Genomic DNA, 24,248 nt, shown 5'->3' on the forward strand with positions numbered 1-24,248 from the left:
TGTCAGCCCGGCGCATTCTACTCGAATTCGCCATCCGTGCAACCCTTTTATTTAGCTAACCTTTTGATTTACAAGAGGTTTTGCTTGAGGACTGCGCCGGAAGTGGTGCGCATTATAGGGGCCTGAAAACTACCGTCAACCGTTTATTTGTACTTGGGCCAGATTTGTTTGGCTCCCCTCCTATATTCGTCGCGGGAGGCAATCTCACATTCAGAACAGCGTTAATGCATAGCTGAGGATTAGTCGGTTCTCATCAATATCACTGCGGTAGTTAGAACGTGCGGCCACATTGCGGATACGGATGCCAACGTTCTTCAACGGACCGCTCTGAACCGTATATCCGACGTCCAGGTCGCGCTCATGAGCACGACCCTCGAAGCCCCGATCCGTATCGACGTTATCGCTCGTGATGTAGCGTACCGTTGCAACCAGGCCCGGAACGCCGACCGCGGCGAAATCGTAGTCGTACCGCGCCTGCCAGGAACGCTCATCCTTTTCGGCGAACTCGTAGGTTGGCACCTCGTTGCCGAGCGGCGTTACGTTGGCGAAAACCCGAGGAAAAGCGCTGTCCCCGAACATTGCCTGGTAGCCGACATAGAATGTGTGGCCGCCTTGCCTTGCAGATAACAGCGAATAGAACGCCCGATTATCAATCTCTCCCGCAAGCTTGCTGCCATCTTCCTGCGAGTCATAGAAGCCCAGGTTGGCGCCAAGCGTCCAGCTGCCCAGTGGCTCGCTGTGCTTCAGACCGAGGAAGCGCTGGTCATATATGTCTTCAAGCTGAGCGTACCAGGCACTCAGCGAAGTCCGTTTGGCATTCAACGCATAATCGCCGCCAGCATAGTTGAAGGCATCGCTGAACCCCGCTTGCGGCGTGCGGCCCAGCATCGCACGCATCCGGTCATCACCCGCTTCATTGCGAAGGCTGGTCGAGCGCAGGTGTCCACCCCTGCAAGGTAAGGCCGGCGATCTCGTTGGAAACGAAACTGACGCCCTGATAAGTAGGCGGTAGCAGGCGAATGTCGCTGAAGGTCAACACCGGGAGATTTGGCTGTAGCTCGCCGATCCGCAATTCAGTGCTCGAGACTCGCACTTTCAGCGCAGCACCCAGGCGGGCGTAATCATCCGCTCCCCGGCCATCATCGGCCACCGGCAAGAGCCCCGTCCCCGCCCGATCAGGACTGCTGTCGAGCTTTACTCCCAGCATCCCGATTGCATCGACGCCTACCCCAACTGTGCCCTGCGTATAGCCGGACTTGAAGTTGAGAATGAATCCCTGCCCCCACTCCTCCGCCTTCGACTGCTGATTTGGCCCCTCGATATCCGAGAAGTCGCGGCTAAAGTAATAGTTGCGTGCCTGCAGCGTGGCAGTCGCATCCTCCATGAATCCACCGGCCTCGGCATGCACGTACAGCACGGCGGAAGCGGCAGCAATGGTCAGAGCCAGTCTCGAGATTGATCGTTTCTGCATGGTATTCGTCTCTTGTTGTTGTTTTTGGGTGCACGCAGCTGCTTCTCCGGCGTGGTGCCGGGGAGGACTACGTGTTGGATTACTCGGTTGTCGCGCCGGAAGATCGAAGTCAGCGGGCCGGCTGTCGCTCTTGCGCGTGATTTGCCGCTACGGGGCGAAGCTTTAAGCACAGATGAGCAGCAATGCCGAATATCAGCCCCCAAAACGCCGCGGACAGGCCGAGGAACGACATTCCGGATGCTGTTACCAGAAAGGTGATCAATGCAGCCTCACGGTCTGCGGGCATTGCCATCGCTGCACTCAGCGCCCCGCCAATAGCCGCCAGTAGTGCCAGACCGGCCAGCGCTGCGATCAGCGCGGGGGGAAACGCGGTGAAGATGGAGACCAGCGTCGCACCGAATACTCCCAGCAGCAGATAGAAGAAACCGCCCGATACGCCCGCAACGTAACGCTTCGCCGGATTCTCGTGAGCTTCCCGGCCCGTGCAGATCGCCGCTGTGATTGCAGCAAGGTTCAGTCCGTGGCAACCGAAGGGCGCCAGCAGCAACGAACCCAATGCGCTGCTGCTGATCAACGGGCTGGCCGGCGTGCTGTAGCCGTCGTTGCGCAGAACAGCCATTCCCGGAACGAATTGCCCGGTCAACGCCACCATCACCAGCGGGAAGGCCACATTCAGGATCACCTGCCAACTGAACTCCGGTGCGATCCACATCGGCGTTGCCAAGCCGATCACCAGGGCCTCGCTCTGCAATTCGCCAGAGGCGATGGTGATCGTTACGCCGACAACCAGTACCGCGAGCACCGCGTAGCGAGGCAAAGCACGCTTGAACACCAGATAGGTGGCGAACATCGCCAGCACCAGCCAGGGCTGCTCCTTTATAGAGATGAACAGGCCAGTACCAAAGCGGAACAGGATCCCCGCGAGCATGCCTGCGGCAATCGCGGCCGGCAGGCGGTTGATGATGCGGTCGAAGGCACCTGAAAGGCCCACCAACAGCACCACCACGCTGGTGACGATATAGGCGCCGACAGCCTCATTCAGCGTGATGTCTGGCAGCATGGTGACGAGCAACGCCGAGCCCGGCGCAGACCAGGCAATGATGATCGGCACCTTGTAGCGCAGGCTGAGCAGAATACCGAGCACGCCGCTACCGATGGAAATCGTCCAGACCCATGACGACAGTGCATCTTGGGGCAACCCACCCGCCTTGGCTGCCTGAAAGATGATCACCAGGGGGCCGGCGTAGGAGATTACCGTCGCGATGAATCCCGCGACCACGGCAGAAAGCGAACAGTCTCTGAGTAGCGTCTTCATGAAGCCTCGCAAGTCAGACCTGGCTATCCGTGACAGTGTCCGGACGGCTCTTGTTGTAGGTGTATCGTTTCAGTGGCTCAACAACGCAGCGGGACACGCCGCACCGCATTAATTGTTGGCGCGGCAGAGCCATCCGTGGCTGGCGCCGACATGCCTGCCTTACGCCTCCTGCAAAGCCCGCGGACGCGAGCTGCGCTGTTCGGCCTTCGGCGCGGGCGCTTTCTGCAGCTGGAAGTCGAAGTCGACCTCGGCGAAGCGGCCTTGCACACCGCGGCTGCGTGCGGCTTCGGCGTCATCAATGAAGTGAATGTCACCGACCAGCCCGTCGCGAGTTGCGTAAGCGAAGTCGTCCCACAAGTACTTGTCGCCGGCCAGGTTGATCTGGGTAGTCAGATGGCGATAGCCCGGCGCGGAGATGAAAAAATGGATGTGCGCCGGACGCTGGCCGTGGCGACCGAGGGTGTCGAGCACCTCCTGGGTCGGGCCGTCGGGCGAGCAGCCATAGCCGGAGGGCACGATGCTGCGCGCGCGGTAACAGCCGTTCTCGTCGGTGACGATGCGGCGACGCAGGTTGTAGTCGGACTGGCTCTTGTCGAAGTAGGAATAGTTGCCCTTGGTGTTGGCGTGCCACAGGTCGACTACCGCACCGGCAATTGGCTTGCCGTCCGGGCCGGTGACGCGACCCTGCAGGAACATCGTCGTGGCAACATCATCCTCGCTGCCGTCGTCCATGCGTGTCACGCCCTGAGCGATCGGCGCGCCGGCCACATAGAGCGGGCCTTCGATGGTGCGCGGCGTACCGCCAGTCAGGCCCTGCTGTTGGTCCTTGGCATCCTCCAGCAGATCGAGAAAATGCTCCAGACCGAGACCAGCAACCAGCAGACCCGCCTCGTGGCGGCCGCCCAGACGATTCAGGTAGTCCACCGCTTTCCAGAACTCATCCTGGGTAATTTCCAGATCCTCGATGATCTTCGCGGTATCGATCAGGATGCGGTTGACCACCGTCTTCATGCGGCGGCTGCCCTCGTCATTGTTGAAGCCGCTGGCTTCATTGAAGAACTTCTGGATTTCCGGGGAATGGGAGATTTTCACAGTCATGGCTCAGGCCTCGTCTTGTAGTTGTGGTGACGCGGGTTGATTGGCCGACGCACGCCAGCCCTTGAATAGTCGATCAGGTGTCGTCTTCACGAATCGAGGATGGGTGCCGGCACAGCGGATTGACCTCGATCTCCATATAGGGGAACAGCGGCAGCTGCATCAGGGTGTCGTGCAGTTCCTGAACGCTGGCCACATCGAACACGCTGTAGTTGGCGTACTGGCCGGCGATGCGCCAGAGGTGCCGCCACTTGCCTTCACGCATCAGGCCCTGGGCCAGTTCCTTCTCGTCAGCCTTCAGCTTGAACGCCTTGCCGGGGTCCATATCGACGGGCAGTTTTACGATCATCTTTACGTGGAACAGCATCAGTTCAGCCTCCAGTTACGTGCGACTGAAGAACGCCAGGCGCTCTTCGTCGAGGGTCAGGCCAAGGCCCGGCGTGCGCGGCACTTCCAGATGGAAGTCGCGGTAGACCGGCGGCTCGGCGACGATTTCTTCGGTGAGCAGCAGCGGGCCGAACAGCTCGGTGCCCCAGGTGAGCTTGTTAAGGGTGACGAAGGCATGCGCCGAGGCCAGGGTGCCGACGGCACCTTCGAGCATGGTGCCGCCGTAAAGCGCGATACCCGCCGCCTCGGCGATCTGCGCGGTGCGCAATACGGCACGTGGACCACCGTTCTTGGCGATCTTCAGGGCGAAGATGCTTGCGGCGCCGTCGGCGGCCAGGCTGAAGGCATCTTCGACGCTCTCGATGGATTCGTCGGCCATGATCGGTGCCGGGCTGCGCTGATTCAGGCGAATCTGCCCGCCGCGGTTGATCCGCGAGATCGGCTGTTCGATCAGGTCGATACCGTTGTCGCCGAGGATGCGGCAGGCACGCAGCGCCACCGACTCGTCCCATGCCTGATTGACATCGACGCGCACACTGGCGCGCTCGCCAAGGGCCTGCTTGATGGCGATGACGTGCTTGAGGTCGGCATTCACTTCGCCAGCGCCGATCTTCAGCTTGAAGATGCGATGGCGGCGGATATCGAGCATGCGCTCGGCCTCCTCGATGTCCTTGGCGGTGTTGCCGCTGGCCAGGGTCCAAGCGACTTCCAGGCTGTCGCGCACGCGGCCGCCAAGCAGCTCGCTGACCGGCAGCCCGAGGCGTTTGCCCTGGGCGTCGAGCAAAGCGGTTTCCAGTCCGGACTTGGCGAAGGTGTTGCCCTTCGCCGCCTTGTCCAGCCGCAGCATGGCGGCGTTGATATTCGCCGCATCCTGCCCCACCAGCAGCGGGCCGAGGTGGCTGTCGATGTTCTGCTTGATGCTTTCTGGGCTCTCGTTGCCGTAGGCCAGACCACCGATGGTGGTGGACTCACCAATACCTTCGATGCCGTCGCTGCACTGCACACGGATGATCACCAGCGTCTGTTGTTGCATGGTGTGCATCGCCAGCTTGTGCGGGCGGATGGTCGGCAGGTCGACGACGATTGCCTGGATGCTTTCGATCAGGATGGGGCTCATATCGATTTCCGATTTACCAATGTCAGGGTTCACGCCTTGGCCGCCGACAGCACGACTGGTGCGGCTTCCGGGCTGCGCTTGCTGGAGATGGCGAAGGCGGTCATGGCCAGTGCGGCGACGACGCCCGGCACGGCGAAGGCCATGAAGTTGAGTTGCAGCGGCAGGTTGATGCCCAGCAGCGCACCACCCAGCAGCGGGCCGACGATGGCGCCGTTGCGGCCGATGCCCGAGGCCCAGCCAAGCCCAGTGGAGCGGATCGAGAGGCCATAGAACTGCGCGGCGGTCGCGTACAGCAGGATCTGCGTGCCGATCACCGTGGCGCCGGCGATGAAGATCAGCGTGTACAGCACCGGCATCGGGGTCTTGAAGCCCAACAGGCTGATCGAGGCCACCGACACGGCGAAGAACACCACCACTACCTTGGACAGGTTGTAGCGATCGCCCAGCCAGCCGCCGAGAATCGCGCCAGCCATCCCCCCGAAATTCAGCGCCAGCAGGAACGACAGGCTGGAGCCCAGGCTGTAACCGGCGCTGGCCATCAATTTCGGCAGCCATGAACCCAGCGCGTAAACCATCAGCAGGCAGCAGAAGAACGCCAGCCACAGGGAGAAGGTGCGCACGCCACGACCGTCACGGAACAACTCAAGCACCGAAGCGCTCTTGCCCTTCACGTCGGTCATCACCAGTTCATCGGCTGCGGTCAGTTGGCGGCTCGGGTCGACTTTGTTCAGCAGCGCTCGGGCCTGCTCGTCCCGGCCCTGGCGGACCAGGAAGCCAACCGACTCCGGCAGATACCAGAGGATCACCGGCAACAACAGCAGCGGCACCGCGGCGGCGAAGAACATTGCTTCCCAGCCGAAGCGCGGCAGCATGTAGATCCCGAGGCCGGCCGACAGCATGCCGCCCAGCGAGTAGCCGCTGAACATGACGGCGACCAGCGTGCTACGCAGCTTCTTCGGCGCGTATTCGTTCATCAGCGCGACCACGTTGGGCATCAACCCGCCGCAGCCGAGGCCGGCGAGAAAGCGGAAGATGCCGAACTCGGTGGGTGTGCTGGCGAAGCCGTTGAGCACGGTAGCGCTGCTGAAGAGCACGAAACAGATGGCGATGCCCTTCTTGCGGCCGATGCGGTCGGCCAGGGTGCCGAAGACCAGCGCGCCGAACATCATCCCGAACAGCGCGTAACTACCCAGCGCACCGGCTTCGAGCGGGGTCAGTCCCCATTCCTTCATGATCACCGGCAGCACCACGCCATAGATGAACAGGTCATAGCCGTCGAAGATCAGCAGCAGTGCGCAGAGGCACACGACGAGCCAGTGAAAGCGGCTGAAGCGCGCGTTATCGATGATTTCGTGAACATCTACTTTTCGCATGGCAAGACTCTCTATTGTTTTTGTTAGTCGCGGGTCGGCCGCGGCGGTGAGTCGCCGCGCAGCCGACGTGCCTTGGCGTTGTCCGGCCGGGCCGGTCTGCTTCATTCAGCCGAGATCGCCACCGCCCACCGGCAGGGTCACGCCGGTGATATAGGACGCGTCGTCCGAGGCGAGAAACAGGATTGCGCCGGCCTGCTCGTCGACCGTCCCGTAGCGCTTCATCAGCGATGAATCGACGGTCTGATCGACGATCTGCTGGTACCAGAGCTTTTCCTGCTCGCTCTGCTCGGCGGCGTTGCGCGGGATGCGTCGTGGCGGCGCCTCGGTGCCGCCCGGCGCGGTGGCGTTGACGCGAATGCCGCGCTGGGCGTTCTCGAAGGCCAGGCACGCAGTCAGCGCATTCACCCCGCCCTTGGCCGCGCCATAGGGCACGCGATTCAGGCTACGCGTGGCAATCGAAGAAACGTTGACGATGGCGCCCGCGCCCTGCTCCAGCATGTGCGGCAGCGCGGCGTGACAACACCACAGCGTCGGGAACAGCGAGCGACGCACTTCGGCCTCGATCTCATGTTCCAGGTAATGCTCGAAGGGCTTGACCCAGATGGTGCCGCCGACGTTGTTGATCAAGATATCGAGGCGGCCGAAGCGCGCCTTCGCCGCGTTCATGACGCGATGGCAGTCGGCAAATTGCTCGAGATCGGCGGTGAGCGTCAGCACCTCGACGCCCGTAGCCCCCAGCTCATCGGCCAGTTCGTGGACCAGCTCGGAGCGGTCGACCAGAATCAGCCGTCCACCCTCTTCGCCCATGCGCTCGGCCACACGCCGGCCGATGCCCTGGGCCGCGCCGGTGATGACGGCAACCTTGTTCTGAAAACGTGTGTTCATCTACCCAACCTCTGGAATGACGAGGAATTCGGTGGGCAATGCTGCCCAGTTGCCCACTCAACGGCCGGCTGTCAGGCGCTGGCGGCAAACTTCTCGTAGTAGAAATTCGCAGGTTCCAGCCCTTGCTCCCGAATGAAGCCACTGACCGCCTCGACCATCGGAGGCGGGCCGCAGAGGTAGATGTCCACTTCACCATCGTTGAGGTGCCTGGGCTCGATGTGCTGGGTCACGTAACCCTTCTGTGGATAGGCGCTGTCCGGGCTGGCGACGCAGGCGCTGTAGGTGAAGTTGGGGATGCGCGCGGCGAAGGCCTCGAGCTTCTCCATTTCCACCAAGTCGTGGTCGTGGGTGACGCCGTAGATGAGGTGCAGCGGGTGCTCGCTGCCCTGCTCGGCGATCTTCTCCAGCATCGCGGTGAAGGGCGCGAGGCCGGTGCCGCCGGCCAGCAACAGCAGCGGCCGCTTGATCTCGCGCAGGTAAAAAGCGCCCAGCGGACCGGCCAGATTGACACTGTCGCCAGCCTTGGCAAGGTTGGTCAGGAAGCTGCTCATCAGCCCGCCCGGCACGTTGCGGATCAGGAAGCTGACTTCGCCATCCTTTTGCAGCGAGCTGAAGGAGTAGGCGCGGGTCTGATCGCTGCCAGGCACCTGCAGATTGACGTACTGCCCGGGCAGGAACGCCAGCTGGTTCAACGCCTCGCCCTTGATCGACAGCGCGAAGGTGCTCTCGGACAGCTGGCGCACATTGCTGATCGCAGCCTGGTAGTTGGCCTGCTGGGTCTTGCAAACGTCCGAGGCGGCCGGCACGCGAATCACGCAGTCGCTTTCGGCGCGCATCTGGCAGGTCAGCACGTAACCCTGCTCGGCTTCGGCTTCGCTCAGCGCGTCCTCGATGTATTCCTCGCCGAGGTCGTAGCGACCGCTTTCGGCGAAGCACTTGCAGGCTCCGCAGGCACCGTCCCGGCAATCCAGCGGGACGTTGATGCCTTGGCGGTAGGCGGCATCGGCGACGGTTTCACCTAAGTTGGCGTCGATGAAACGGGTGACGCCGTCTTCGAAGTTCAATGCGATCTTGTGAGTCATGGCGGCGCCCTCAGAGGTGGTACACGTCGATCATCTGGCGGATGTAGTCGTTCTTCAGCACGACTTTCTTGGCCTTGATCAGCGGGTTCTCGCCGCGCGTATCAAGGGTGTAGAAGCTGGTGCCGTAGAAGTGGTCGACCGTCTTGTAGCGAAAGCTCATCGTGTGCCAGTTGAAGCGCAGCTTGCAGACGCCATCGGCCTGCTCGAGCAACTCGAGGTTGCTGATGTTGTGGCTAGTGCGGGTATCCGGAATGGTCGCGCTGGAACGCTCGGTGCGGATGCGGAACACCCGGTCTTCGAGGCCGCTGCGGTTGCCGTACCAGATCAGCGAAATTTCGCTCATCGGGTCCTGGGTCAGCTGGTCGCGGTCATCCCAGGCTGGCATCCAGAAGGTGGCGTCCGGCGCATAGAGTTCGAGCCAGGCGTCCCAGTCCTTGTCATCCAGATAGCGCGCTTCGCGGTAGAGGAAGTCGCGCGCGGTTTCGTAGGAGAGAGTCATCACGCGCCCTCCACGTGGATCAGCTGGTCCTGCTCTTGCTGCACCGCCTTGATCATCTGCTGCTGCCAGTAGTGGTGCTGCAGCACGAACAGGCCTTCATCCTCGGTGCGCGCACCACTCATCAGAGGGTGCAGGTCGATCTCCTGCGCGCCCTCGTCGGCGCCATCGATCCAGTGCTTGGCTCCGCGGGACATGTCGTTCCATTCCATGGCGCGGCCGGCAAAGCCCTGCTGACAGGCGCGGAACTCTTCGAGGTCATCCGGCGTGGCCATACCACTGACGCTGAAGAAGTCTTCGTACTGGCGGATGCGGCGGGCGCGGGCTTCGGCGCTCTCGCCCTTGGGTGCGATGCAATAAATGGTGACTTCGGTCTTGTCGACGGAGATCGGCTTGGCGATGCGCAGCTGCGAGCCGAACTGGTCCATCAGGTACAGGTTCGGGTAGAGGCAGAGGTTGCGCGAGTTCTCGATCATCCAGTCGGTCCGGGCCTGGCCGAACTCAGCGACCATCTCCTCGCGACGGGCATACAGCGGGCGGTCCTCCGGGTTGTCCCAGCGGGTCCAGAGCAGCAGGTGGCCGTTCTCGAACGAGTAGAAGCCACCGCCCTTTTTGCCCCAGCCGCCGGCGCTCATGGCGCGGATGTCGTCACCGGCCTCTTTCAGCTTTCGCTGCTGCTGGGTGGCGGCGTAGTTCCAGTGCACGGCGGTGACGTGGTAGCCGTCGGCGCCGTTTTCGGCCTGCAGCTTCCAGTTGCCTTCATAGACATAGGTGGACGAGCCGCGTAGCACTTCGATGCCGTCCGGCGACTGGTCGACGACCATATCGATGATCTTCTTCGATTCGCCGAGGAAGTCTTCCAGCGGCGCCACGTCCTCACGCAGGCTGCCGAACAGGAAGCCGCGGTAGGACTCGAAGCGCGCGACCTTCTTCAGGTCGTGGGAGCCGTCGCAGTTGAAGCTATCCGGGTAGCCAGCTTCCTTCGGGTCCTTGACCTTAAGCAGCTTGCCCGAGTTATTGAACGTCCAGCCATGGAATGGACAGGTATAGGTCGCCTTGTTGCCGCTCTTGAAGCGACAGAGCATGGCGCCGCGATGGCTGCAGGCGTTGATGAAAGCATTGAGCTCGCCATCCTTGTTGCGGGCGATGAAGATCGGCTGACGCCCCATCTGGGTGGTGTAGTAGTCGTTCTTCTCGGGGATCTGGCTCTCATGGGCGAGGTAGAGCCAGTTGCCCTCGAAGATGTGTTTCATCTCCAGATCGAACAACCGAGGGTCGGTAAACATCTCGCGCTTGCAGCGAAAGACGCCCTTCTCTTTATCTTCTTCTAGCAGCGAATCAAGGTAGTCGAATCCCAGGGACATTGCCGGGGCCTCCATTGTTATTGTGTCTACGTGATGAAGGCTACGGCGCGGGCAACGGCATCAATATCCGTTTCCTGCAGGACCTTTATCCGCTTTCTGCAAAGTGCAAACGGACAGATTGATGCAGGCACGCAGGAACCCGCCCGCGCATCACACGGGGTGACGAGCAGCGAATGCGCAGTGGCAGGGGATGAAAAAAGAGCCGCTTCCGTCGGACCGGCAGCGACTCAAGGGGACTCAGTGATGGCGGCGCAGCGTATCCGAAGGTAGCTCGCCGAAGGTGCTCTTGTAGCTTTCAGAGAAACGCCCCAAGTGCATGAAGCCGTAGTCCATGGCGATCTCGGTGATGTTGCGCACCCTGGCCGAAGGATCGCTCAGCCGGCCATGGATCTGCTCCAGCTTGCGCTGGCGGATATAGGACTTCGGCGTGGTGCCGACCTTGCGTTCGAACAGCAGGTACAGCGAGCGCAGGCTCATGTTGGCCAGCTCGGCCAGTTGCCCGACGTAAATATCCCGCTTCAGATGCTCATCTATATAGTCGGCAATCCGCCCGAAGGACGGGCAACTGTCGCCAAACGGATCGCGGCGGATGTTGCTGGCCAGGCTACAGAGGAGCTTGCTGGCGATGATCCGGCTGTACTGCTCCTGAATCTGCGGAACACTCTGCTCGGATCCCGCCTCCTGGCAGATCAAGCCAAGCAGGCTGCCAAACCCATCGAGTTCGCTGAGCGCATGACGATTGCTGCCGAAGCGAATCCCCTCCGCCGGAGCCTGCCACTGGTTTTCGCTACAGGCCTTCTCCAGAAAGGAAGCCGGCAGCTTGACGATGAGCTTCTCGCAGTCATCCGAATAGGTCAGGTCGACCGGATCGTCCGGATTGATCAGCAGCAGCTCGCCGGGGGTGAAATACGCCACAGGCAATGGCCGCGCTGCAGCAGCTGCAGGTGGTAGATGGTCTCGAGCGCCGGCGAAGTGACATGAACGCTGCCGCCATAACTGATCTGGCACAGGTCAAGCTTGCCGAACTTGCAATGACTGAGGCTGGCTTGCGGACTGCCGGTGCGCGGCAGCTGGATGCAGTGCGCCCCCACGTGCTGATTGACGTAGTCCGAAACGGCATGCGGATCAGCATGCTCGAAGATCCTGCTTTTCTCGTTCAGCAGTCGTTCCATCACCAGACGCTCGCATTGTTCTTATAGTTGGCCGGTCAATCGTCAAGGCTGCCGGCGGCGATTCCTGCCATGCAGATGCATGCTCAAGCTTGATCTGCGTCAAGAATATCGCTTCGTTCGAGCATAGGAGATTCGACCAACGAACAACACCCCGTCGCTCGGTGACCGAACGGTTTTTTGCGCACGATGGTTGCGTCGAGCTCTCGTTATCAGCAAAAAGAGCTGCGAGGTGATGCGGCCAGGATTGTATTTGAGTGCGGTTGCGGCCGGCCCGCAGTCCGGCAAACAAAAAACCCGCCGAAGCGGGTCTACTCGTTGTTCCTTTTTCCTGGACCGCTCCCAGCGGCAAATCCTAATCACCGTCCCGGTGCTGTGCGAATCCTTCGCCACTACAGCTCAGACGAGCTGGCCAAACTGCGGTTGCTCGCCTAAGCAGCCTAGAGAGGCCTGCATAAGCGGCACCTGTATGAACTGCAATGATGGCAATAGTTCATTAAATTGCCATCAGATTAATCCAACGAAGACTATACGCCGGCAAAGAGAGGTAATTAACCCTCGAAGGGATACTCGGCAGAAGCATGAGATAGCTGGGCATCCGGTACCCTCAGCTCATCGAGTGAATGGTCAGCCCCAGCTTCTGGCGACCATCTTCATGGCTGCCTACGCGCACTACCTCGGTCAAGGCATCGAGCAAACGCCCTGCACGGTTTGCGCTCCCTGGGAAAGGGTTATGGGTGTTTCGATGGACATACGAATGAAGTCGCGTTTTTCGCTGTAATTCCTTTCATGCTGAAGCATTTTTTTCTTCCCTAAAGTAAGTGTGAAAAGTCGTTTATGCATGCCGACGAAGCTCGTCAGGCAAGACGCTCGACAACTCAGAGTTGGAACGCTTTAGGTGTGGGAGTTCCTTCATTCGGCGAAAAACAGCGCTTGCGCCTTGGGAGGTTGACCTTGGGCCGTCAAGCTCGTCCCTTCACTACTTGCCTTGCTTCAGGCAGTTTCCGCCGCTGCATGCTCGCGCAACGTCCCCCGCCGAACTGGAGTCGACGACAAAACGCGCGCGGCTCGACTGCTTTTGAATGGCGCTACCCCTTTCCAACTTGCTGGCCGGGGGTTTCCTTAATGTTCAGCCGGGAATGAGCCTGCTCGCTCGTAACGTGGCGAACACATCGAAAAACGCGTCATCGCTGGCTTGGTAATCAAGAAATCCGAGCTTCCGGCTTTTCGACATGTCCGTGGCTACCTCGATCGGCCGGCCAAGATCGGCATCGGAGTGCCACGGGGAGATAAGCTTTTCAATTTCGGGCTCAGCAAGGTTGAACTGCTTGGCCATGTCGCGCCAAATCAGCGCGTCGCCCGCCATCTGTTGCACCAGAGGAGCCGGACCATCAAACGGTGCTGCTTCAAGCTCAAACCATTCGGCGATGCGCGCCCACATCCACTTCCAACGGAATGTATCGCCGTTGACGATATTGAAGGCTTGGTTCGCCGCCACCGGCGTGGTCGAGGCCCAGCGCAGGTGCTTTGCGAGCTGGCCAGCGTCTGTCATGTCGGTCAGGCTGTTCCACTGGACTTCAGATCCCGGAAAGCGAAACGGGCGCCCGGTAAAGCGGCAGATTGATGCGTAGACCGCTAGAGTGGTCGCCATATTCATGGCATTGCCCACGGCAATTCCGGTGATGGTATGAGGCCGGTGAACGCTCCAGGTAAAGCCGTCCCGGGCCGCCGCAGAGAAAAGCTCGTCTTCCTGAGCGTAATAGAAGTTCTCGACGTCCAAGCGACCTTGATCTTCACGGAACGGTGTTTGCGGCAGCGTGCCCTTACCATAGGCTTCGAATGGGCCGAGATAGTGCTTGAGGCCGGTCACTAGCGCGACGTGACGAACCGAACCGGAAGACCGGATGGCTTCGAGCACGTTACGCACCATCTGTGCATTGACGCGGATATTCTCCGCTTCGCTGGCTTGGCGGGCCCAGGTAGTCAGAAAGACGTGAGAGGGAGCGACGCTGCTCAGGGTGGAGCTGAGTGCGGGAGGGTCGAGCAGGTCTGCACGGATCGGAGTCACGCCAGCTTCGGCGTTCGGCCGCCGAGCGAGTCCGGCTACCGTCCAGCCGTCTTTGGCCAACAGCCGCGAGACAGCCGTTCCGACTATTCCACTTGCCCCGACCACCAGTGCTTGATTTGTCACGTTCAGACCTCCACAAAATGAAACAGGGTCCGCACACTACTCACTTAAAAACGTCGATCCAAGTCGGCACCAAATGGTAACCACCCCCCATGCAACCAGGCTCCGATGAAGAACAATGGCGTGAGGACTGCGCTCCGAGACGAGTGCTCGAGATTTTCTCGACCAAATGGACCAGCATGATCCTGCACACCCTCCACGCTCGACATGATGGGACAGCCCGTAGCGGGGTTCTCCATCGAAGCCTGCCGGGGATATCCAAGAAGATGTTGATCCAGACCCTTAGGGAGCTGGAGAGAAGCGGACTGATCGAACGCCGCCAGCTTGATTCGGTGCCGCCAGAGGTGAGCTATATGCTCTCGCCGCTTGGCAGGTTGATGGTCCAACCGATTGAAATGGTCTACGAATGGGCAAGGCAGAACTCTCCTGCTTTGGACCAGCTGCGGCCGCGAGCCACGTCAAGACGCCGTAATTAAAGCCCGTATGCGTCAGTTAGCTCAGCAGAGCTTCTGCTCGCTGCCGAATCGTAAGCCGTTAGCGCGACGGCCGATCCGTGCCGGTCTGTACTGTCATCTCGGTCATCAGCGTGCGCGATCTCGAAGGTACGGGCCAGACAGCCCGCTCAACCTGAGGCTGGCTGGTCTTGGAATCCCTTGACCCAAAAGCATCTTGCACGCATGAGGATCAGGCAAAAGCGCCTTCTAACAATCTACGCTGCGCGTCGCATCACGAAGTTCGGGCCAGACTGTTAGCACTTCGAATCCGTCATCAGTGACCACGACCATGTGCTCCCACTGGGCCGACAAGGACTGGTCCTTGGTCACCACAGTCCAGCCATCACTCAGCGTTTTCACTCCGAACTTGCCAGCGTTAAGCATGGGCTCAATCGTGAAAATCATGCCGGGACGCAACACAAGACCCTGCCCTGGCCGTCCGTAGTGAAGGACGTCCGGCTTGTCGTGGTAAACCTTGCCAATGCCATGGCCGCAGTAATCGCGCACGACGCTAAACCCTTCGCCCTCGGCGAGCTTCTGGATCGCATGACCGACGTCCCCCAGAGTAGCGCCGGGGCGCACGACCCGGATGCCCGCCCACATGGCCTCATAGGCTGTCTCGACCAGATGCCGTGCTTTGGGGCTGGGCTCACCCACGAAGTACATCCGACTGGTATCGCCGTACCAACCGTCTTTGATGACAGCCACATCAATATTCAGGATATCGCCCTCCTCGAGCGCCTTCGCTGATGGAATCCCGTGGCAGACCACCTGATTGACGGAAGTACACAGCGTTTTCTGGTATCCGTGATAACCGATATTGGCGGGTATAGCGTTCAACTCATCGACGATGAAATCATGACAGAGCTTATCGAGCTGATCAGTCGAGACGCATGCTTTGACATGCGGAGCGACCATCGCCAGTACCTCTGCGGCAAGCGCGCCAGCGGCGCGGGACATCGCGACTTGCTCAGGACTGTTAATCACCACATTCACTTTCATGCACGACCTCTCGCTGCCTGCAGGCCTGCTTGAGCGCAGAGCTGCTGGAGATCAATACCGCCTGACTGCTCTGCTCGGATCAGCAGTCTGCAGATGTCGTGGTGATTCAACTCCGGATACAGCTCGGCGAGCATACCGATACGCAACCAGTGCTCCGCCTGAGCATTGATAGAACGACTCAACGCAGTACCCGCAATACGCAAATTGTCGTGCATTGCGTCAGAGATTTTGACGATACCCATGCGACTTTCCTATACGAAACGTATATGAATCATATAGACCATCATCAATGACTACCAGAGCGATTGGACCAACGTTCCTTGGGCATCGATTTCGCACCCACGCGAGGGGCCGCATATGCCGAGGCAGTCTGCGACCGTATCGTGCGCCACCGCCGGAGGCGGACATGCAACCTGACGGCCAAGGGTCGACGACCTTGCTGCACGAGAGGTTGCCTCTCGGTGTAAACTCGCGGCCATTTTGCTGATTCGTACCCGGAGATGCAGTTCAGCGTGCCATTGCAGGATGGAATTAGCCCAGGCTGGCCAGGCGGCTAGCTAATCCAAATGTCCGGCGCTCGGTGCTAGAGCCCAACGTTCGGCCTCACAAATGCCTCCTGAAGATCTCAGTAACACGAACCGCCGGAAGTCCCATGCTAGAAGTCCCTGATTCCAAAACTACGCGCCCTACGCTGTCCCGCCGCTTCTCCGTGGCGCCGATGATGGACTGGACTGATAGACACTGTAGGTACTTCCTGCGCCAGCTGTCGCGACATGCCCTCCTCTATACCGAAATGGTCACCACCGGCGCCCTGTTGCATGGCGATGCGCGACGCTTTCTGCAGCACCACGAAAGTGAGCACCCGCTAGCCCTGCAGCTGGGCGGCAGCGTGCCGGCAGAGCTTGCCAATTGCGCGAAGCTTGCTGAAGCCGCGGGCTATGACGAGGTGAACCTCAACGTCGGATGCCCCAGCGATCGGGTACAGAACAACATGATCGGCGCCTGCCTCATGGGGCATCCGGCACTGGTGGCCGATTGCGTCAAAGCCATGCGCGATGCCGTGGATGTGGAGGTCACCGTCAAGCATCGTATCGGCATCAACGGGCGGGACAGCTATGCCGAGTTAAGCGATTTCGTCGGCCAGGTCCGTGATGCAGGCTGCCGCAGCTTCACGGTGCATGCACGCATCGCAATTCTGGAGGGGCTGTCGCCCAAGCAGAATCGCGAGGTGCCGCCGCTGCGTTACGACATCGCCGCGCAGCTGAAACTAGACTTCCCTGACCTCGAGATCATTCTGAATGGCGGTATCAAGACGCTGGACGAGTGCCGCGAGCACCTACAAACGTTCGATGGCGTCATGCTAGGTCGCGAGGCGTACCACAACCCCTACCTGCTAGCGCGCGTCGACCAGGAGCTATTCGATAGCGATGCGCCGGCAATCAGCCGGGCGCAAGCCCTACGCAATATGCGGCCTTACATCGAGCGGCACCTGGCTGAAGGCGGCGCGATGCATCACATCACCCGCCACGTACTCGGCCTGGGCCAGGGCTTTCATGGGGCGCGACGTTTCCGTCAGCTGCTGTCGGTGGACATCCACAAGACGAGCGAGCCTCTTGCATTGCTCGATCAGGCCGCGGCGCTGCTCGAAGGGCGCTGAGCGCTCCGCGAACAAGGAACGCAGCCTTGGCATTTGTATCAAAGACCAGGCGAATCCGGGTCCATCCGCTCGTTGAGCGGGCTGACTGGCTCGGGTAAGGTCATGCCACTTAACAGGATGGAGCCCCTCGTAAATGACTTCCAAGCTGGAACAACTCAAGCAGTTCACGACCGTCGTCGCTGACACCGGTGATATCGACGCCATCGCCCGTCTGAAGCCGGTAGACGCCACCACCAACCCGTCGCTGTTGCTCAAGGCAGCCGCCATGCCGCGTTATGCCGACGATCTGGCGAACGCCATGAAGCACTGCCAGGGTGATATCGGCCTGGCATGCGACCTCTTCGCTGTAGCGGTGGGCAAGCAGATTCTGGAGCTTATTCCCGGGCGCATCTCCACCGAGGTCGACGCCCGCCTGTCCTTCGATAGCCAAGCCATGATCCAGCGCGGCGAACGCCTGATCGGTCTTTACGAGCAGGCGGGGGTCAGCCGTGAGCGCGTGCTGATCAAGATCGCTGCTACCTGGGAAGGTATTCGTGCAGCCGAGCAGCTCGAAAAGGCCGGCATCCAGACCAACCTCACGCTGCTGTTCTCCTTCACCCAGGCCGTGGCGTGCGCCGAGGCAGGCGTGTTCCTGATCTCGCCCTTCGTCGGCCGTATCTATGACTGGTACAAAAAACACGAAGGTCGTGACTACCAGGGCGCGGAAGATCCGGGCGTGCAGTCGGTCAGCCGTATCTACGACTACTACAAGACTCATGGATACAAGACGGTGGTAATGGGCGCGAGCTTCCGCAATGTCGGACAGATCGAGGCGCTGGCCGGTTGTGATCGACTCACCATCAGCCCGGAACTGCTCGGTGACCTGGCCGAAGCAAGCGGCACATTGGAGCGCAAGCTGCAGCCCGGTCGCGAGTCCGAAGCGCGTATCAGCCTGGATGAGAAGAGCTTCCGCTGGGGCCTGAACGAAGACGCGATGGCAACCGAAAAGCTCGCCGAAGGCATCCGCCAGTTCGCGCGGGATCAGGAAAAGCTCGAAGCGCTACTGGCAAAGCTGGCCTGAAGAAACCGGTCCGATCAGGAGCGCTCCAAAGCGGTGACGAGGTCATGGAAGGCCTCGCGATTGGAGTCGTTAAGGCTCATCAGTATCCGGTGAGCCTCCAACACCTTGGCCTTCACCACCTCTTCGGACTGATCCTGCGAGGGAAGATCCGCTAGACACTCCGGGCAAGGCAATGGGGTGTCGACAATATTGAACACTTGATCGAAGCCCATCGACTGCAGCAGCCGGGTGATATCGGGGTGGGTCGTGACTAGCGTGGGCAGCATGCCAATCTTCTGCCGCGACAGGATCGACAGCTTCGCCAGCAGGCCCAGTGTGGTGCTGTCGATGCTACGACTCTCGGTCAGGTCGATGACGATCGAGGAAAAATTGAGCGACGAGAAGATCTTTTCGATCGTCGCATCCAGCGCCGAACAGAGGGTCAGGCGTATTTCACCGATGAACTTAAGAACAAAGGTGCCATCCATCTCGGCGAACTGGATTCTACCAGTACTCATGCAAGGTTCCTGCTCAACACCAGCAAGGCGATATCGTCGGGCATGTCAGCCAGGTCAGCCAACCCGAGGACTCGACGCAATCCATCCAGCGTGCCACCGGCATCAGTGACTAGACCGGGCAACGCGGACTCTTTTTCTTTGAGTGTCTCGCCCGGCAAAAGGTCCAGAATGCCATCGGAGAGCAACGTAAGGCTGAAGGTCTCAGGTAGCTTCAGCTCGAAATTCTGATAGGTGGCCTCAACGAACAACCCAACCGGCAACCCTCGCCCTTCCAGATAGAGAGCACCGTCACCCGTGTAGAGAACCGGCATCGGTAAGTGGCCGCCAATGCTGTAATGCAGCACGTCGTGCTCCTGATCGATCACGCCGCCCAACATGGTGACGTGCTTGCCCAATTTGCAATTGATCAACCCGCGATTGATGTGATCGAGCACTTCCGACGGTTTGAATTCACGCAGCGTGCCACCTCGACGAGATTCGTACAGCAGGCGGGTGGTCATGAATTTGAGCAGAACGGTGACAAACGCCGAAGAGGCGCCATGACCGGACACATCGGCTAGATAGAAACCGATACGACGATCATCCACGCGGAAGTAGTCGACGAAGTCACCGGATAGATATAGCGACGGGATGATCTGGTGCGCGAAGTCGAAGTCATCGACGCTCCAGGGCGTCACCGGCAGCATGTTCATCTGCACCTGGCGGCCGGCGTCCTGATCTTCCTGTAGCAGATGCAGACTGGCCTGCAGATCACGGTTGGCCGTCTCCAGCTGCTCGCGATAACGGCGATTCTCCAAACGCAGGCGTGAACGATCCAGCGCGCGGTGAACCGCGTGCTCGAGCATCGCCAGATCTTCGAGAGGCTTGATCAGGTAGTCGGCAGCCCCCAGACGTAAAGCCTCCACCGCATCGCTCATCACACCAGCACCTGACACTACGATCACTGGCAGATCGAGCTGGCGCTCACTGATCAGGCGAATCAGCTCAAGGCCGTCCATCTGCGGCATGCGCAGATCGCAAATAACCAGATCAGGCTGCTCGGACTCGAAGATTTCCATGCCCTGCGGGCCATTGGCAGCCTGCAGGACACGAAAGCCACTGTCATCCAGATAGGCGGCCAGACTGGCCCGAACCACATCGTCGTCATCTATGATCAGCAGCGTCGCGCTTGGTTTATGCATGTTCCTACCAGGCGATGTCGCCAGGATGATTGGCGAAAACATTGGCCCCGCATGACGCTGGGCATGGGTTCGTTTCAAGGCGCAGACGGTACTCCCATACGATCGGGGTTTCAAGCCAACCGGCTGGCACCTTTACAGGTCGAATTGAGGGGAGCTATAACAAAGCCGCAGCCCATATATAAAAGGTTTGGACCATGAGCCAGAAAGACCGTGATTACAGCGAAAAGCGCGATTTCATCCGCATGCAGATCGAAACCACCGTAGCGCTGGAACATGGCGATACAAAGCTCAGTGGGACCTGCATCGACCTCTCCAGCACCGGCATGCAGGTGTTGGCCAGCGCCACGCTAAGCATAGGCGACAAGGTGCGCGTGCTGATCCCTTCAGAGCACAGCGAGCTGAAAGGACTCGACGCACAGACTGAAGTGGTGCGCATCAGTCAACTTGACGATGGCCGGCAGAGCCTGGGCCTGGCCATTCTCTCGATGGCCTGACCCTACCCTCCTTTCGGGCACATGGCCGCATCACTGCGGCCAGGATTCAGAAGTCGTCTTCGACTTCTCCATCTCTAGTGCGGAACTCGCGATTCTGCAGATAGGCATTACGCACAAAGATATAGCGGTCACCGCGAATCATCTTCTCGGCAGCAAGCAACCCGGCGCGCGTATCCACCAGATCGACGCCCCGCGTCACGTTGCGCGTCGGCACGTGATCCATGTGGGGGTATGGCTGAAGGAAGGAATCCGGCACCCGACCAAAAGCATCACGTACGCTGCTCGGCCCCAGCAGCGGTAGCACAACGTAAGGGCCGCTACCCAATCCCCAAACGCCTAAGGTCTGCCCGAAATCTTCGTCGTTCTTGTGCAGGCCCATCGGGGTCGCAACATCAAAGAAGCCAAGCACACCAAAGGTGGTGTTGAAGAGGAGACGGCTGGTGTCGATGCCTGCGTCGCGAACCTTGCCCTGTAACAGGTCATTGGCCAGCACGATCACGTCACCGAGGTTGCTGAACACGTTACCGATGCCGTCTTCGAGAAACTCCGGCGTCACCTTCTGGTAACCCTTGGCCAACGGCTTGAGCGTGTAGGTATCAACTGTGTCGTTGAAACGAAACACCGCACGGTTCACGCCTTCCCACGGATCTTCTTCGGCCGCCAGCGCAGGCACTGCGCCTACCATGGCGACAGCAGCGACGAAACCGGCCTTGAGCACGGCGATCCAGGCCGTAGCGATCTTGGGCATTGCTCTTTCTCCTTAGGGTATTGATGCATGCGGCGCACCGACGCAGACGCCGCAGTATAGATTGATCATTTAGCTTTCGGCAGCTACCCGGATATGCGGCCGATCAACTACCCGGCCATGCCCCACATCTTCGCACTGCAAAGGCACAGACAAGGTCAGGCCGCTGGTTTAACCTTCAGCTATCAACGTTCATATAACATCGTCCGTAAACCCATGAGAGGGAAGCAACATGCCGGAACATGATCTGCAGTCGCAGCTCGAAGAACTGCGTAATCAACTGGCCCAGGACACGCCGCTGACCGACGAGGAGCGGGCTTCACTGCACGCGATCGCCCAGGACATCGAAGCTCGCCTGGCGACACAAGGCACCACCGACTACAACGACTCGCTGGTGGACGGCGTGAATCTGGCCGTCGAGCGTTTCGAGGTCAGCCACCCGGGTATGGCGATGACACTGCGCAACATCATGCAGACCCTTGCCAATATGGGCATCTGAGCCACATTACCGATCAGGCCGCGGCGCCCGTCGATGCGGCCTCCCCTTCTACTGGCGTACCAGGCGACGGTTGTCGACGACCATGGCCTCGGTGCTGCGGTACGGATTGATGTCCAACCCGCCACGGCGCACGTAACGCGCATAGACCGTCAGCTTCTCCGGCTGCAGCAAGTGCTGTAGATCCAGGAAAATGCGTTCCACACATTGTTCGTGAAAGTCAGCGTGCTGACGAAAGCTCACCAGGTATGTGAGCAAACTCTCCGCCTGCAGCGCCGCACCGCGGTACTCGACCACCACGCTGCCCCAGTCCGGCTGGCCGGTGACCGGGCAATTGGATTTGAGCAGGTGGCTATGCAGGGTCTCCTCGACCATACGCCCAGCATCGCAGACCAACAGCCTCGACTGGGGATGGTCGTAGTGCTCGATGGCTACATCGAGATCATCGATGCAGCGGCCTGGCAGCGGCGCGACACCCTCTGCTGCGACCTCATCCAGCGTGCGCAGGCGCACGCCTACCGGCTGCCCCGCCGCCGCGGACAGGTCATCGACCATCACCTTGACCAGCGCTTCGCGCGACTCGAATACCGACTGGTTCAGCGAATTGAGATAGAGCTTGAACGACTTAGATTCGATGATATTCGGCGAGTCCGCGGGAATCTCGAATTCACCGATCGCCACCACGGGCTTGCCGGAAGGCAGCAGCCAGGACAGCTCGTAGCAATTCCACAGATCCACGCCCTGATAGGGCAGCGTCTCGGCAGTGAGACCGAGTTCGGCCCACTTGGGTGCACGCGGGATCGGGAACAGCAGATGTGGGCTGTAGGTGGCGACGTAGGCGCTGGACTTACCCAGCGGGGAGTGTTCGGCGGGATGCTGCATTGGAAGAGACCTGAACGAAAAACGCCGCGAAGTTTAGCGCTTCGCGGCGTTCTTTTCAGCGACATCGGCGCAGCGGCAGACCGAAGCGAGGTTTACTGGCGCATTCCCCGACCACTTTTGAGCAGGCCTACCGACACTAAATAGAGCGCGACCACCGCCACCAGCATAAAGCTGATTGCCACACCTATACGGATGTCGGACACCCCCAGAATGCCGTAGCGGAAGGCATTGACCATGTGTAACACCGGGTTGGCGAGCGACAGGGTCTGCCAGAACGGTGACAGCAGGTTGATCGAATAGAACACCCCGCCCAGGTACGTCAGCGGCGTCAGCACGAAGGTCGGAATGATCGAGATGTCGTCGAAATTGCGCGCGAACACCGCATTGACGAAGCCACCCAAGGCGAAGATGCTCGCCGTCAGAGTGATGACCAGCACCGTCACGCCGAGGTGGTGCACCTGCAGATCGGTGAAGAACATCGACAAAAGCGTGACGATCACCGCGACGGCAAGCCCGCGAGTGATGCCACCAAGGGCGAAACCGATGACAATCACATGGGGCGAAACCGGCGAGACCAACAGCTCCTCGATGGAGCGCTGGAACTTGGTGCTGAAGAAGCTCGACACCACGTTGCTGTAGGAGTTGGTGATCACCGACATCATGATCAGGCCTGGGACGATGTAGTCCATGTAGCTGAAGCCGCCCATGTCCCCAATCCGAGCACCGATCAAGCTGCCGAAAATGACGAAGTACAGCACCATGGTGATCGCCGGGGGCAACAGCGTCTGGGGCCAGATACGGGTGTAACGACGGATCTCGCGCTGGACGATGGTCTGCAGCGCGACCAGGTTGGGACGCAATTCGCTGCTCATGACTTCACCTTCAGGTTGTTCTCCACCAGCGACACGAACAGCTCCTCCAGCCGATTGGTCTTATTGCGCAGGCTCAGCACTTCTATGCCTTGGGCGCTTAGCAGGCGAAACAGCTCCGTCACGCCCTGACTCTTCTCCACCTGCACCTCAAGGGTGTGATGGTCGACCAGTCTCGCCGGGTAGCTGCCCAGCTCTGGCGCTACCGAGCGCGACTCCTTGAGATCGAGCAGGAAGGTTTCCACGTGCAGCTGGGTGAGCAGCTCGCGCATGCTGGTATTCTTGACGATCTGACCGTGGTCGATGATGCCGATGTTGCGGCACAGCTGTTCGGCCTCTTCCAGATAGTGGGTGGTGAGGATGATGGTGATGCCTTCACGGTTGAGCTCGGTGAGGAACGACCACATCGAACGGCGCAGCTCGATATCCACGCCCGCCGTTGGCTCGTCGAGGATCAACAGCCGCGGCTGGTGAATCAGCGCTCGAGCGATCATCAGACGGCGCTTCATACCGCCGGAGAGCATCCGCGAGGAAACATCACGCTTGTCCCACAACCCCAGCTGGTTGAGATAGCGCTCGGCCCGCTCCTTGGCGATCTTCGCCGGGATGCCGTAGTAGCCGGCCTGGGTAACCAGGATGTCGAAGGCTTTCTCGAACTGGTTGAAGTTGAATTCCTGGGGCACCACGCCCAGACAGCGCTTGAGCCGAGACGGGTCTCGGTCCAGGTCATGGCCAAACACGTTGACCGTGCCGCCACTCTTGTTCACGAGAGTGGAAAGAATGCCGATGGTCGTGGACTTGCCGGCACCATTGGGGCCAAGCAAAGCGAAGAAGTCGCCTTCGGCCACGTCCAGGTCGATGCCCTTGAGGGCTTGGAAGCCGTTGCCGTAGGTCTTGGTCAACTGCCGGATGGACAGAGCAGTACTCAT

The 24,248-nt window shown here is 60.1% G+C and carries 23 protein-coding genes and 3 pseudogenes; 5 read left to right on the plus strand and 21 right to left on the minus strand.

Going from position 1 to position 24,248, the window contains the following annotated elements:
* Positions 1 to 210: 210 nt before the first annotated feature.
* From AAEZ08_RS08745 to AAEZ08_RS08805, 13 genes and pseudogenes are all read right to left on the minus strand, one after another.
* Positions 211 to 1,471: pseudogene (locus AAEZ08_RS08745) on the minus strand (OprD family porin).
* 109 nt (positions 1,472 to 1,580) lie between these two features.
* Positions 1,581 to 2,786: a benzoate/H(+) symporter BenE family transporter gene (locus AAEZ08_RS08750; protein WP_500124098.1), complete on the minus strand. Its 1,206-nt coding sequence runs from the start codon at positions 2,784 to 2,786 to the stop codon at positions 1,581 to 1,583.
* 159 nt (positions 2,787 to 2,945) lie between these two features.
* The gene (gene catA, locus AAEZ08_RS08755; protein WP_500124099.1) at positions 2,946 to 3,884 is read right to left on the minus strand and encodes a catechol 1,2-dioxygenase; all 939 of its coding nucleotides are present in this window, start codon (positions 3,882 to 3,884) and stop codon (positions 2,946 to 2,948) included.
* A 73-nt stretch (positions 3,885 to 3,957) separates the two neighbouring features.
* A complete protein-coding gene (gene catC, locus AAEZ08_RS08760) occupies positions 3,958 to 4,248 on the minus strand; it encodes a muconolactone Delta-isomerase (protein ID WP_058065626.1) in 291 nt (96 codons plus the stop codon).
* A 15-nt stretch (positions 4,249 to 4,263) separates the two neighbouring features.
* Positions 4,264 to 5,385, minus strand: coding sequence for a muconate cycloisomerase family protein (locus AAEZ08_RS08765; protein ID WP_500124100.1), 1,122 nt, complete (start codon positions 5,383 to 5,385; stop codon positions 4,264 to 4,266).
* 29 nt (positions 5,386 to 5,414) lie between these two features.
* The gene (locus AAEZ08_RS08770) at positions 5,415 to 6,758 is read right to left on the minus strand and encodes an MFS transporter (RefSeq protein ID WP_500124101.1); all 1,344 of its coding nucleotides are present in this window, start codon (positions 6,756 to 6,758) and stop codon (positions 5,415 to 5,417) included.
* Between the two features lie 105 nt (positions 6,759 to 6,863).
* A complete protein-coding gene (locus tag AAEZ08_RS08775; RefSeq protein WP_427702298.1) occupies positions 6,864 to 7,643 on the minus strand; it encodes a 1,6-dihydroxycyclohexa-2,4-diene-1-carboxylate dehydrogenase in 780 nt (259 codons plus the stop codon).
* Positions 7,644 to 7,714: 71 nt separating this feature from the next.
* On the minus strand, positions 7,715 to 8,725 hold the full coding sequence (gene benC, locus AAEZ08_RS08780) for a benzoate 1,2-dioxygenase electron transfer component BenC (protein WP_500124102.1): 1,011 nt from the start codon (positions 8,723 to 8,725) through the stop codon (positions 7,715 to 7,717).
* 10 nt (positions 8,726 to 8,735) lie between these two features.
* Positions 8,736 to 9,224: a benzoate 1,2-dioxygenase small subunit gene (gene benB, locus AAEZ08_RS08785; RefSeq protein ID WP_073299683.1), complete on the minus strand. Its 489-nt coding sequence runs from the start codon at positions 9,222 to 9,224 to the stop codon at positions 8,736 to 8,738.
* A complete protein-coding gene (gene benA / locus AAEZ08_RS08790) occupies positions 9,224 to 10,585 on the minus strand; it encodes a benzoate 1,2-dioxygenase large subunit (protein WP_102820528.1) in 1,362 nt (453 codons plus the stop codon). The genes benB and benA overlap by 1 nt, the downstream gene beginning before the upstream one ends.
* Before the next feature lie 237 nt (positions 10,586 to 10,822).
* Positions 10,823 to 11,757, minus strand: a pseudogene (locus tag AAEZ08_RS08795) (AraC family transcriptional regulator).
* A 604-nt stretch (positions 11,758 to 12,361) separates the two neighbouring features.
* Positions 12,362 to 12,555 (minus strand): annotated as a pseudogene (locus AAEZ08_RS08800) (hypothetical protein).
* Between the two features lie 328 nt (positions 12,556 to 12,883).
* Positions 12,884 to 13,945, minus strand: a complete 1,062-nt coding sequence (locus tag AAEZ08_RS08805) for an SDR family oxidoreductase (protein ID WP_500124103.1) — start codon at positions 13,943 to 13,945, stop codon at positions 12,884 to 12,886.
* 89 nt (positions 13,946 to 14,034) lie between these two features.
* On the opposite strand from AAEZ08_RS08805, the gene AAEZ08_RS08810 reads away from it, so the two are divergent.
* The gene (locus tag AAEZ08_RS08810) at positions 14,035 to 14,418 is read left to right on the plus strand and encodes a winged helix-turn-helix transcriptional regulator (protein WP_003282898.1); all 384 of its coding nucleotides are present in this window, start codon (positions 14,035 to 14,037) and stop codon (positions 14,416 to 14,418) included.
* Positions 14,419 to 14,643: 225 nt separating this feature from the next.
* On the opposite strand, the gene map is transcribed toward AAEZ08_RS08810, so the two are convergent.
* Together map and AAEZ08_RS08820 are read right to left on the minus strand one after the other, a co-directional pair.
* A complete protein-coding gene (map, locus tag AAEZ08_RS08815) occupies positions 14,644 to 15,438 on the minus strand; it encodes a type I methionyl aminopeptidase (RefSeq protein ID WP_500124104.1) in 795 nt (264 codons plus the stop codon).
* The gene (locus AAEZ08_RS08820; protein WP_500124105.1) at positions 15,435 to 15,680 is read right to left on the minus strand and encodes a ParD-like family protein; all 246 of its coding nucleotides are present in this window, start codon (positions 15,678 to 15,680) and stop codon (positions 15,435 to 15,437) included. Before AAEZ08_RS08820 ends, map begins: the two co-directional genes overlap by 4 nt.
* A 410-nt stretch (positions 15,681 to 16,090) precedes the next feature.
* Here AAEZ08_RS08820 and dusA point away from each other — a divergent pair, with 410 nt between their 5' ends.
* Together dusA and tal are read left to right on the plus strand one after the other, a co-directional pair.
* Positions 16,091 to 17,095, plus strand: coding sequence for a tRNA dihydrouridine(20/20a) synthase DusA (gene dusA / locus AAEZ08_RS08825; RefSeq protein ID WP_500124106.1), 1,005 nt, complete (start codon positions 16,091 to 16,093; stop codon positions 17,093 to 17,095).
* Between the two features lie 133 nt (positions 17,096 to 17,228).
* Entirely contained in the window at positions 17,229 to 18,155 is a 927-nt protein-coding gene (gene tal, locus AAEZ08_RS08830) for a transaldolase (RefSeq protein WP_003282902.1), read from the plus strand.
* 14 nt (positions 18,156 to 18,169) lie between these two features.
* Here the strand turns inward: tal and rssC are convergent, their stop codons facing one another.
* Entirely contained in the window at positions 18,170 to 18,652 is a 483-nt protein-coding gene (gene rssC / locus AAEZ08_RS08835; protein ID WP_058065639.1) for an anti-sigma factor antagonist RssC, read from the minus strand.
* A complete protein-coding gene (gene rssB / locus AAEZ08_RS08840) occupies positions 18,649 to 19,833 on the minus strand; it encodes a two-component system response regulator RssB (RefSeq protein ID WP_500124107.1) in 1,185 nt (394 codons plus the stop codon). Before rssB ends, rssC begins: the two co-directional genes overlap by 4 nt.
* Before the next feature lie 194 nt (positions 19,834 to 20,027).
* Here rssB and AAEZ08_RS08845 point away from each other — a divergent pair, with 194 nt between their 5' ends.
* Positions 20,028 to 20,327 carry a PilZ domain-containing protein gene (locus AAEZ08_RS08845; RefSeq protein WP_003282906.1) on the plus strand — a complete coding sequence of 100 codons (300 nt, stop codon included), beginning with the start codon at positions 20,028 to 20,030 and terminating at the stop codon, positions 20,325 to 20,327.
* 46 nt (positions 20,328 to 20,373) lie between these two features.
* Here the strand turns inward: AAEZ08_RS08845 and AAEZ08_RS08850 are convergent, their stop codons facing one another.
* A complete protein-coding gene (locus AAEZ08_RS08850; RefSeq protein ID WP_500124108.1) occupies positions 20,374 to 21,075 on the minus strand; it encodes an MlaA family lipoprotein in 702 nt (233 codons plus the stop codon).
* A 229-nt stretch (positions 21,076 to 21,304) separates the two neighbouring features.
* Here AAEZ08_RS08850 and AAEZ08_RS08855 point away from each other — a divergent pair, with 229 nt between their 5' ends.
* Positions 21,305 to 21,571, plus strand: a complete 267-nt coding sequence (locus AAEZ08_RS08855; protein ID WP_003282908.1) for a DUF4404 family protein — start codon at positions 21,305 to 21,307, stop codon at positions 21,569 to 21,571.
* A 48-nt stretch (positions 21,572 to 21,619) separates the two neighbouring features.
* Here AAEZ08_RS08855 and queF read toward each other — a convergent pair whose 3' ends face one another.
* The 3 genes from queF to AAEZ08_RS08870 all read right to left on the minus strand — a co-directional run bounded on the left by queF (position 21,620) and on the right by AAEZ08_RS08870 (position 24,248).
* Complete coding sequence (gene queF / locus AAEZ08_RS08860; RefSeq protein ID WP_482693425.1) at positions 21,620 to 22,450, minus strand: NADPH-dependent 7-cyano-7-deazaguanine reductase QueF; 831 nt, start codon at positions 22,448 to 22,450, stop codon at positions 21,620 to 21,622.
* 92 nt (positions 22,451 to 22,542) lie between these two features.
* Positions 22,543 to 23,322 carry an ABC transporter permease gene (locus AAEZ08_RS08865; RefSeq protein ID WP_102820522.1) on the minus strand — a complete coding sequence of 260 codons (780 nt, stop codon included), beginning with the start codon at positions 23,320 to 23,322 and terminating at the stop codon, positions 22,543 to 22,545.
* Positions 23,319 to 24,248: an ABC transporter ATP-binding protein gene (locus AAEZ08_RS08870; RefSeq protein ID WP_003282911.1), complete on the minus strand. Its 930-nt coding sequence runs from the start codon at positions 24,246 to 24,248 to the stop codon at positions 23,319 to 23,321. The genes AAEZ08_RS08865 and AAEZ08_RS08870 overlap by 4 nt, the downstream gene beginning before the upstream one ends.

Source organism: Pseudomonas sp. E45-MNA-CIBAN-0222, from assembly GCF_040310405.1.
GTDB lineage: Bacteria > Pseudomonadota > Gammaproteobacteria > Pseudomonadales > Pseudomonadaceae > Stutzerimonas > Stutzerimonas stutzeri_AC.

Coding starts and splice junctions, on each gene's coding strand:
- AAEZ08_RS08750 (WP_500124098.1), bottom strand. CDS start 2,786: ATGAAGACGCTACTCAGAGACTGTTCGCTTTCTGCCGTGGTCGCGGGA.
- catA (WP_500124099.1), bottom strand. CDS start 3,884: ATGACTGTGAAAATCTCCCATTCCCCGGAAATCCAGAAGTTCTTCAAT.
- catC (WP_058065626.1), bottom strand. CDS start 4,248: ATGCTGTTCCACGTAAAGATGATCGTAAAACTGCCCGTCGATATGGAC.
- AAEZ08_RS08765 (WP_500124100.1), bottom strand. CDS start 5,385: ATGAGCCCCATCCTGATCGAAAGCATCCAGGCAATCGTCGTCGACCTG.
- AAEZ08_RS08770 (WP_500124101.1), bottom strand. CDS start 6,758: ATGCGAAAAGTAGATGTTCACGAAATCATCGATAACGCGCGCTTCAGC.
- AAEZ08_RS08775 (WP_427702298.1), bottom strand. CDS start 7,643: ATGAACACACGTTTTCAGAACAAGGTTGCCGTCATCACCGGCGCGGCC.
- benC (WP_500124102.1), bottom strand. CDS start 8,725: ATGACTCACAAGATCGCATTGAACTTCGAAGACGGCGTCACCCGTTTC.
- benB (WP_073299683.1), bottom strand. CDS start 9,224: ATGACTCTCTCCTACGAAACCGCGCGCGACTTCCTCTACCGCGAAGCG.
- benA (WP_102820528.1), bottom strand. CDS start 10,585: ATGTCCCTGGGATTCGACTACCTTGATTCGCTGCTAGAAGAAGATAAA.
- AAEZ08_RS08810 (WP_003282898.1), top strand. CDS start 14,035: ATGCAACCAGGCTCCGATGAAGAACAATGGCGTGAGGACTGCGCTCCG.
- map (WP_500124104.1), bottom strand. CDS start 15,438: ATGAAAGTGAATGTGGTGATTAACAGTCCTGAGCAAGTCGCGATGTCC.
- AAEZ08_RS08820 (WP_500124105.1), bottom strand. CDS start 15,680: ATGGGTATCGTCAAAATCTCTGACGCAATGCACGACAATTTGCGTATT.
- dusA (WP_500124106.1), top strand. CDS start 16,091: ATGCTAGAAGTCCCTGATTCCAAAACTACGCGCCCTACGCTGTCCCGC.
- tal (WP_003282902.1), top strand. CDS start 17,229: ATGACTTCCAAGCTGGAACAACTCAAGCAGTTCACGACCGTCGTCGCT.
- rssC (WP_058065639.1), bottom strand. CDS start 18,652: ATGAGTACTGGTAGAATCCAGTTCGCCGAGATGGATGGCACCTTTGTT.
- rssB (WP_500124107.1), bottom strand. CDS start 19,833: ATGCATAAACCAAGCGCGACGCTGCTGATCATAGATGACGACGATGTG.
- AAEZ08_RS08845 (WP_003282906.1), top strand. CDS start 20,028: ATGAGCCAGAAAGACCGTGATTACAGCGAAAAGCGCGATTTCATCCGC.
- AAEZ08_RS08850 (WP_500124108.1), bottom strand. CDS start 21,075: ATGCCCAAGATCGCTACGGCCTGGATCGCCGTGCTCAAGGCCGGTTTC.
- AAEZ08_RS08855 (WP_003282908.1), top strand. CDS start 21,305: ATGCCGGAACATGATCTGCAGTCGCAGCTCGAAGAACTGCGTAATCAA.
- queF (WP_482693425.1), bottom strand. CDS start 22,450: ATGCAGCATCCCGCCGAACACTCCCCGCTGGGTAAGTCCAGCGCCTAC.
- AAEZ08_RS08865 (WP_102820522.1), bottom strand. CDS start 23,322: ATGAGCAGCGAATTGCGTCCCAACCTGGTCGCGCTGCAGACCATCGTC.
- AAEZ08_RS08870 (WP_003282911.1), bottom strand. CDS start 24,248: ATGAGTACTGCTCTGTCCATCCGGCAGTTGACCAAGACCTACGGCAAC.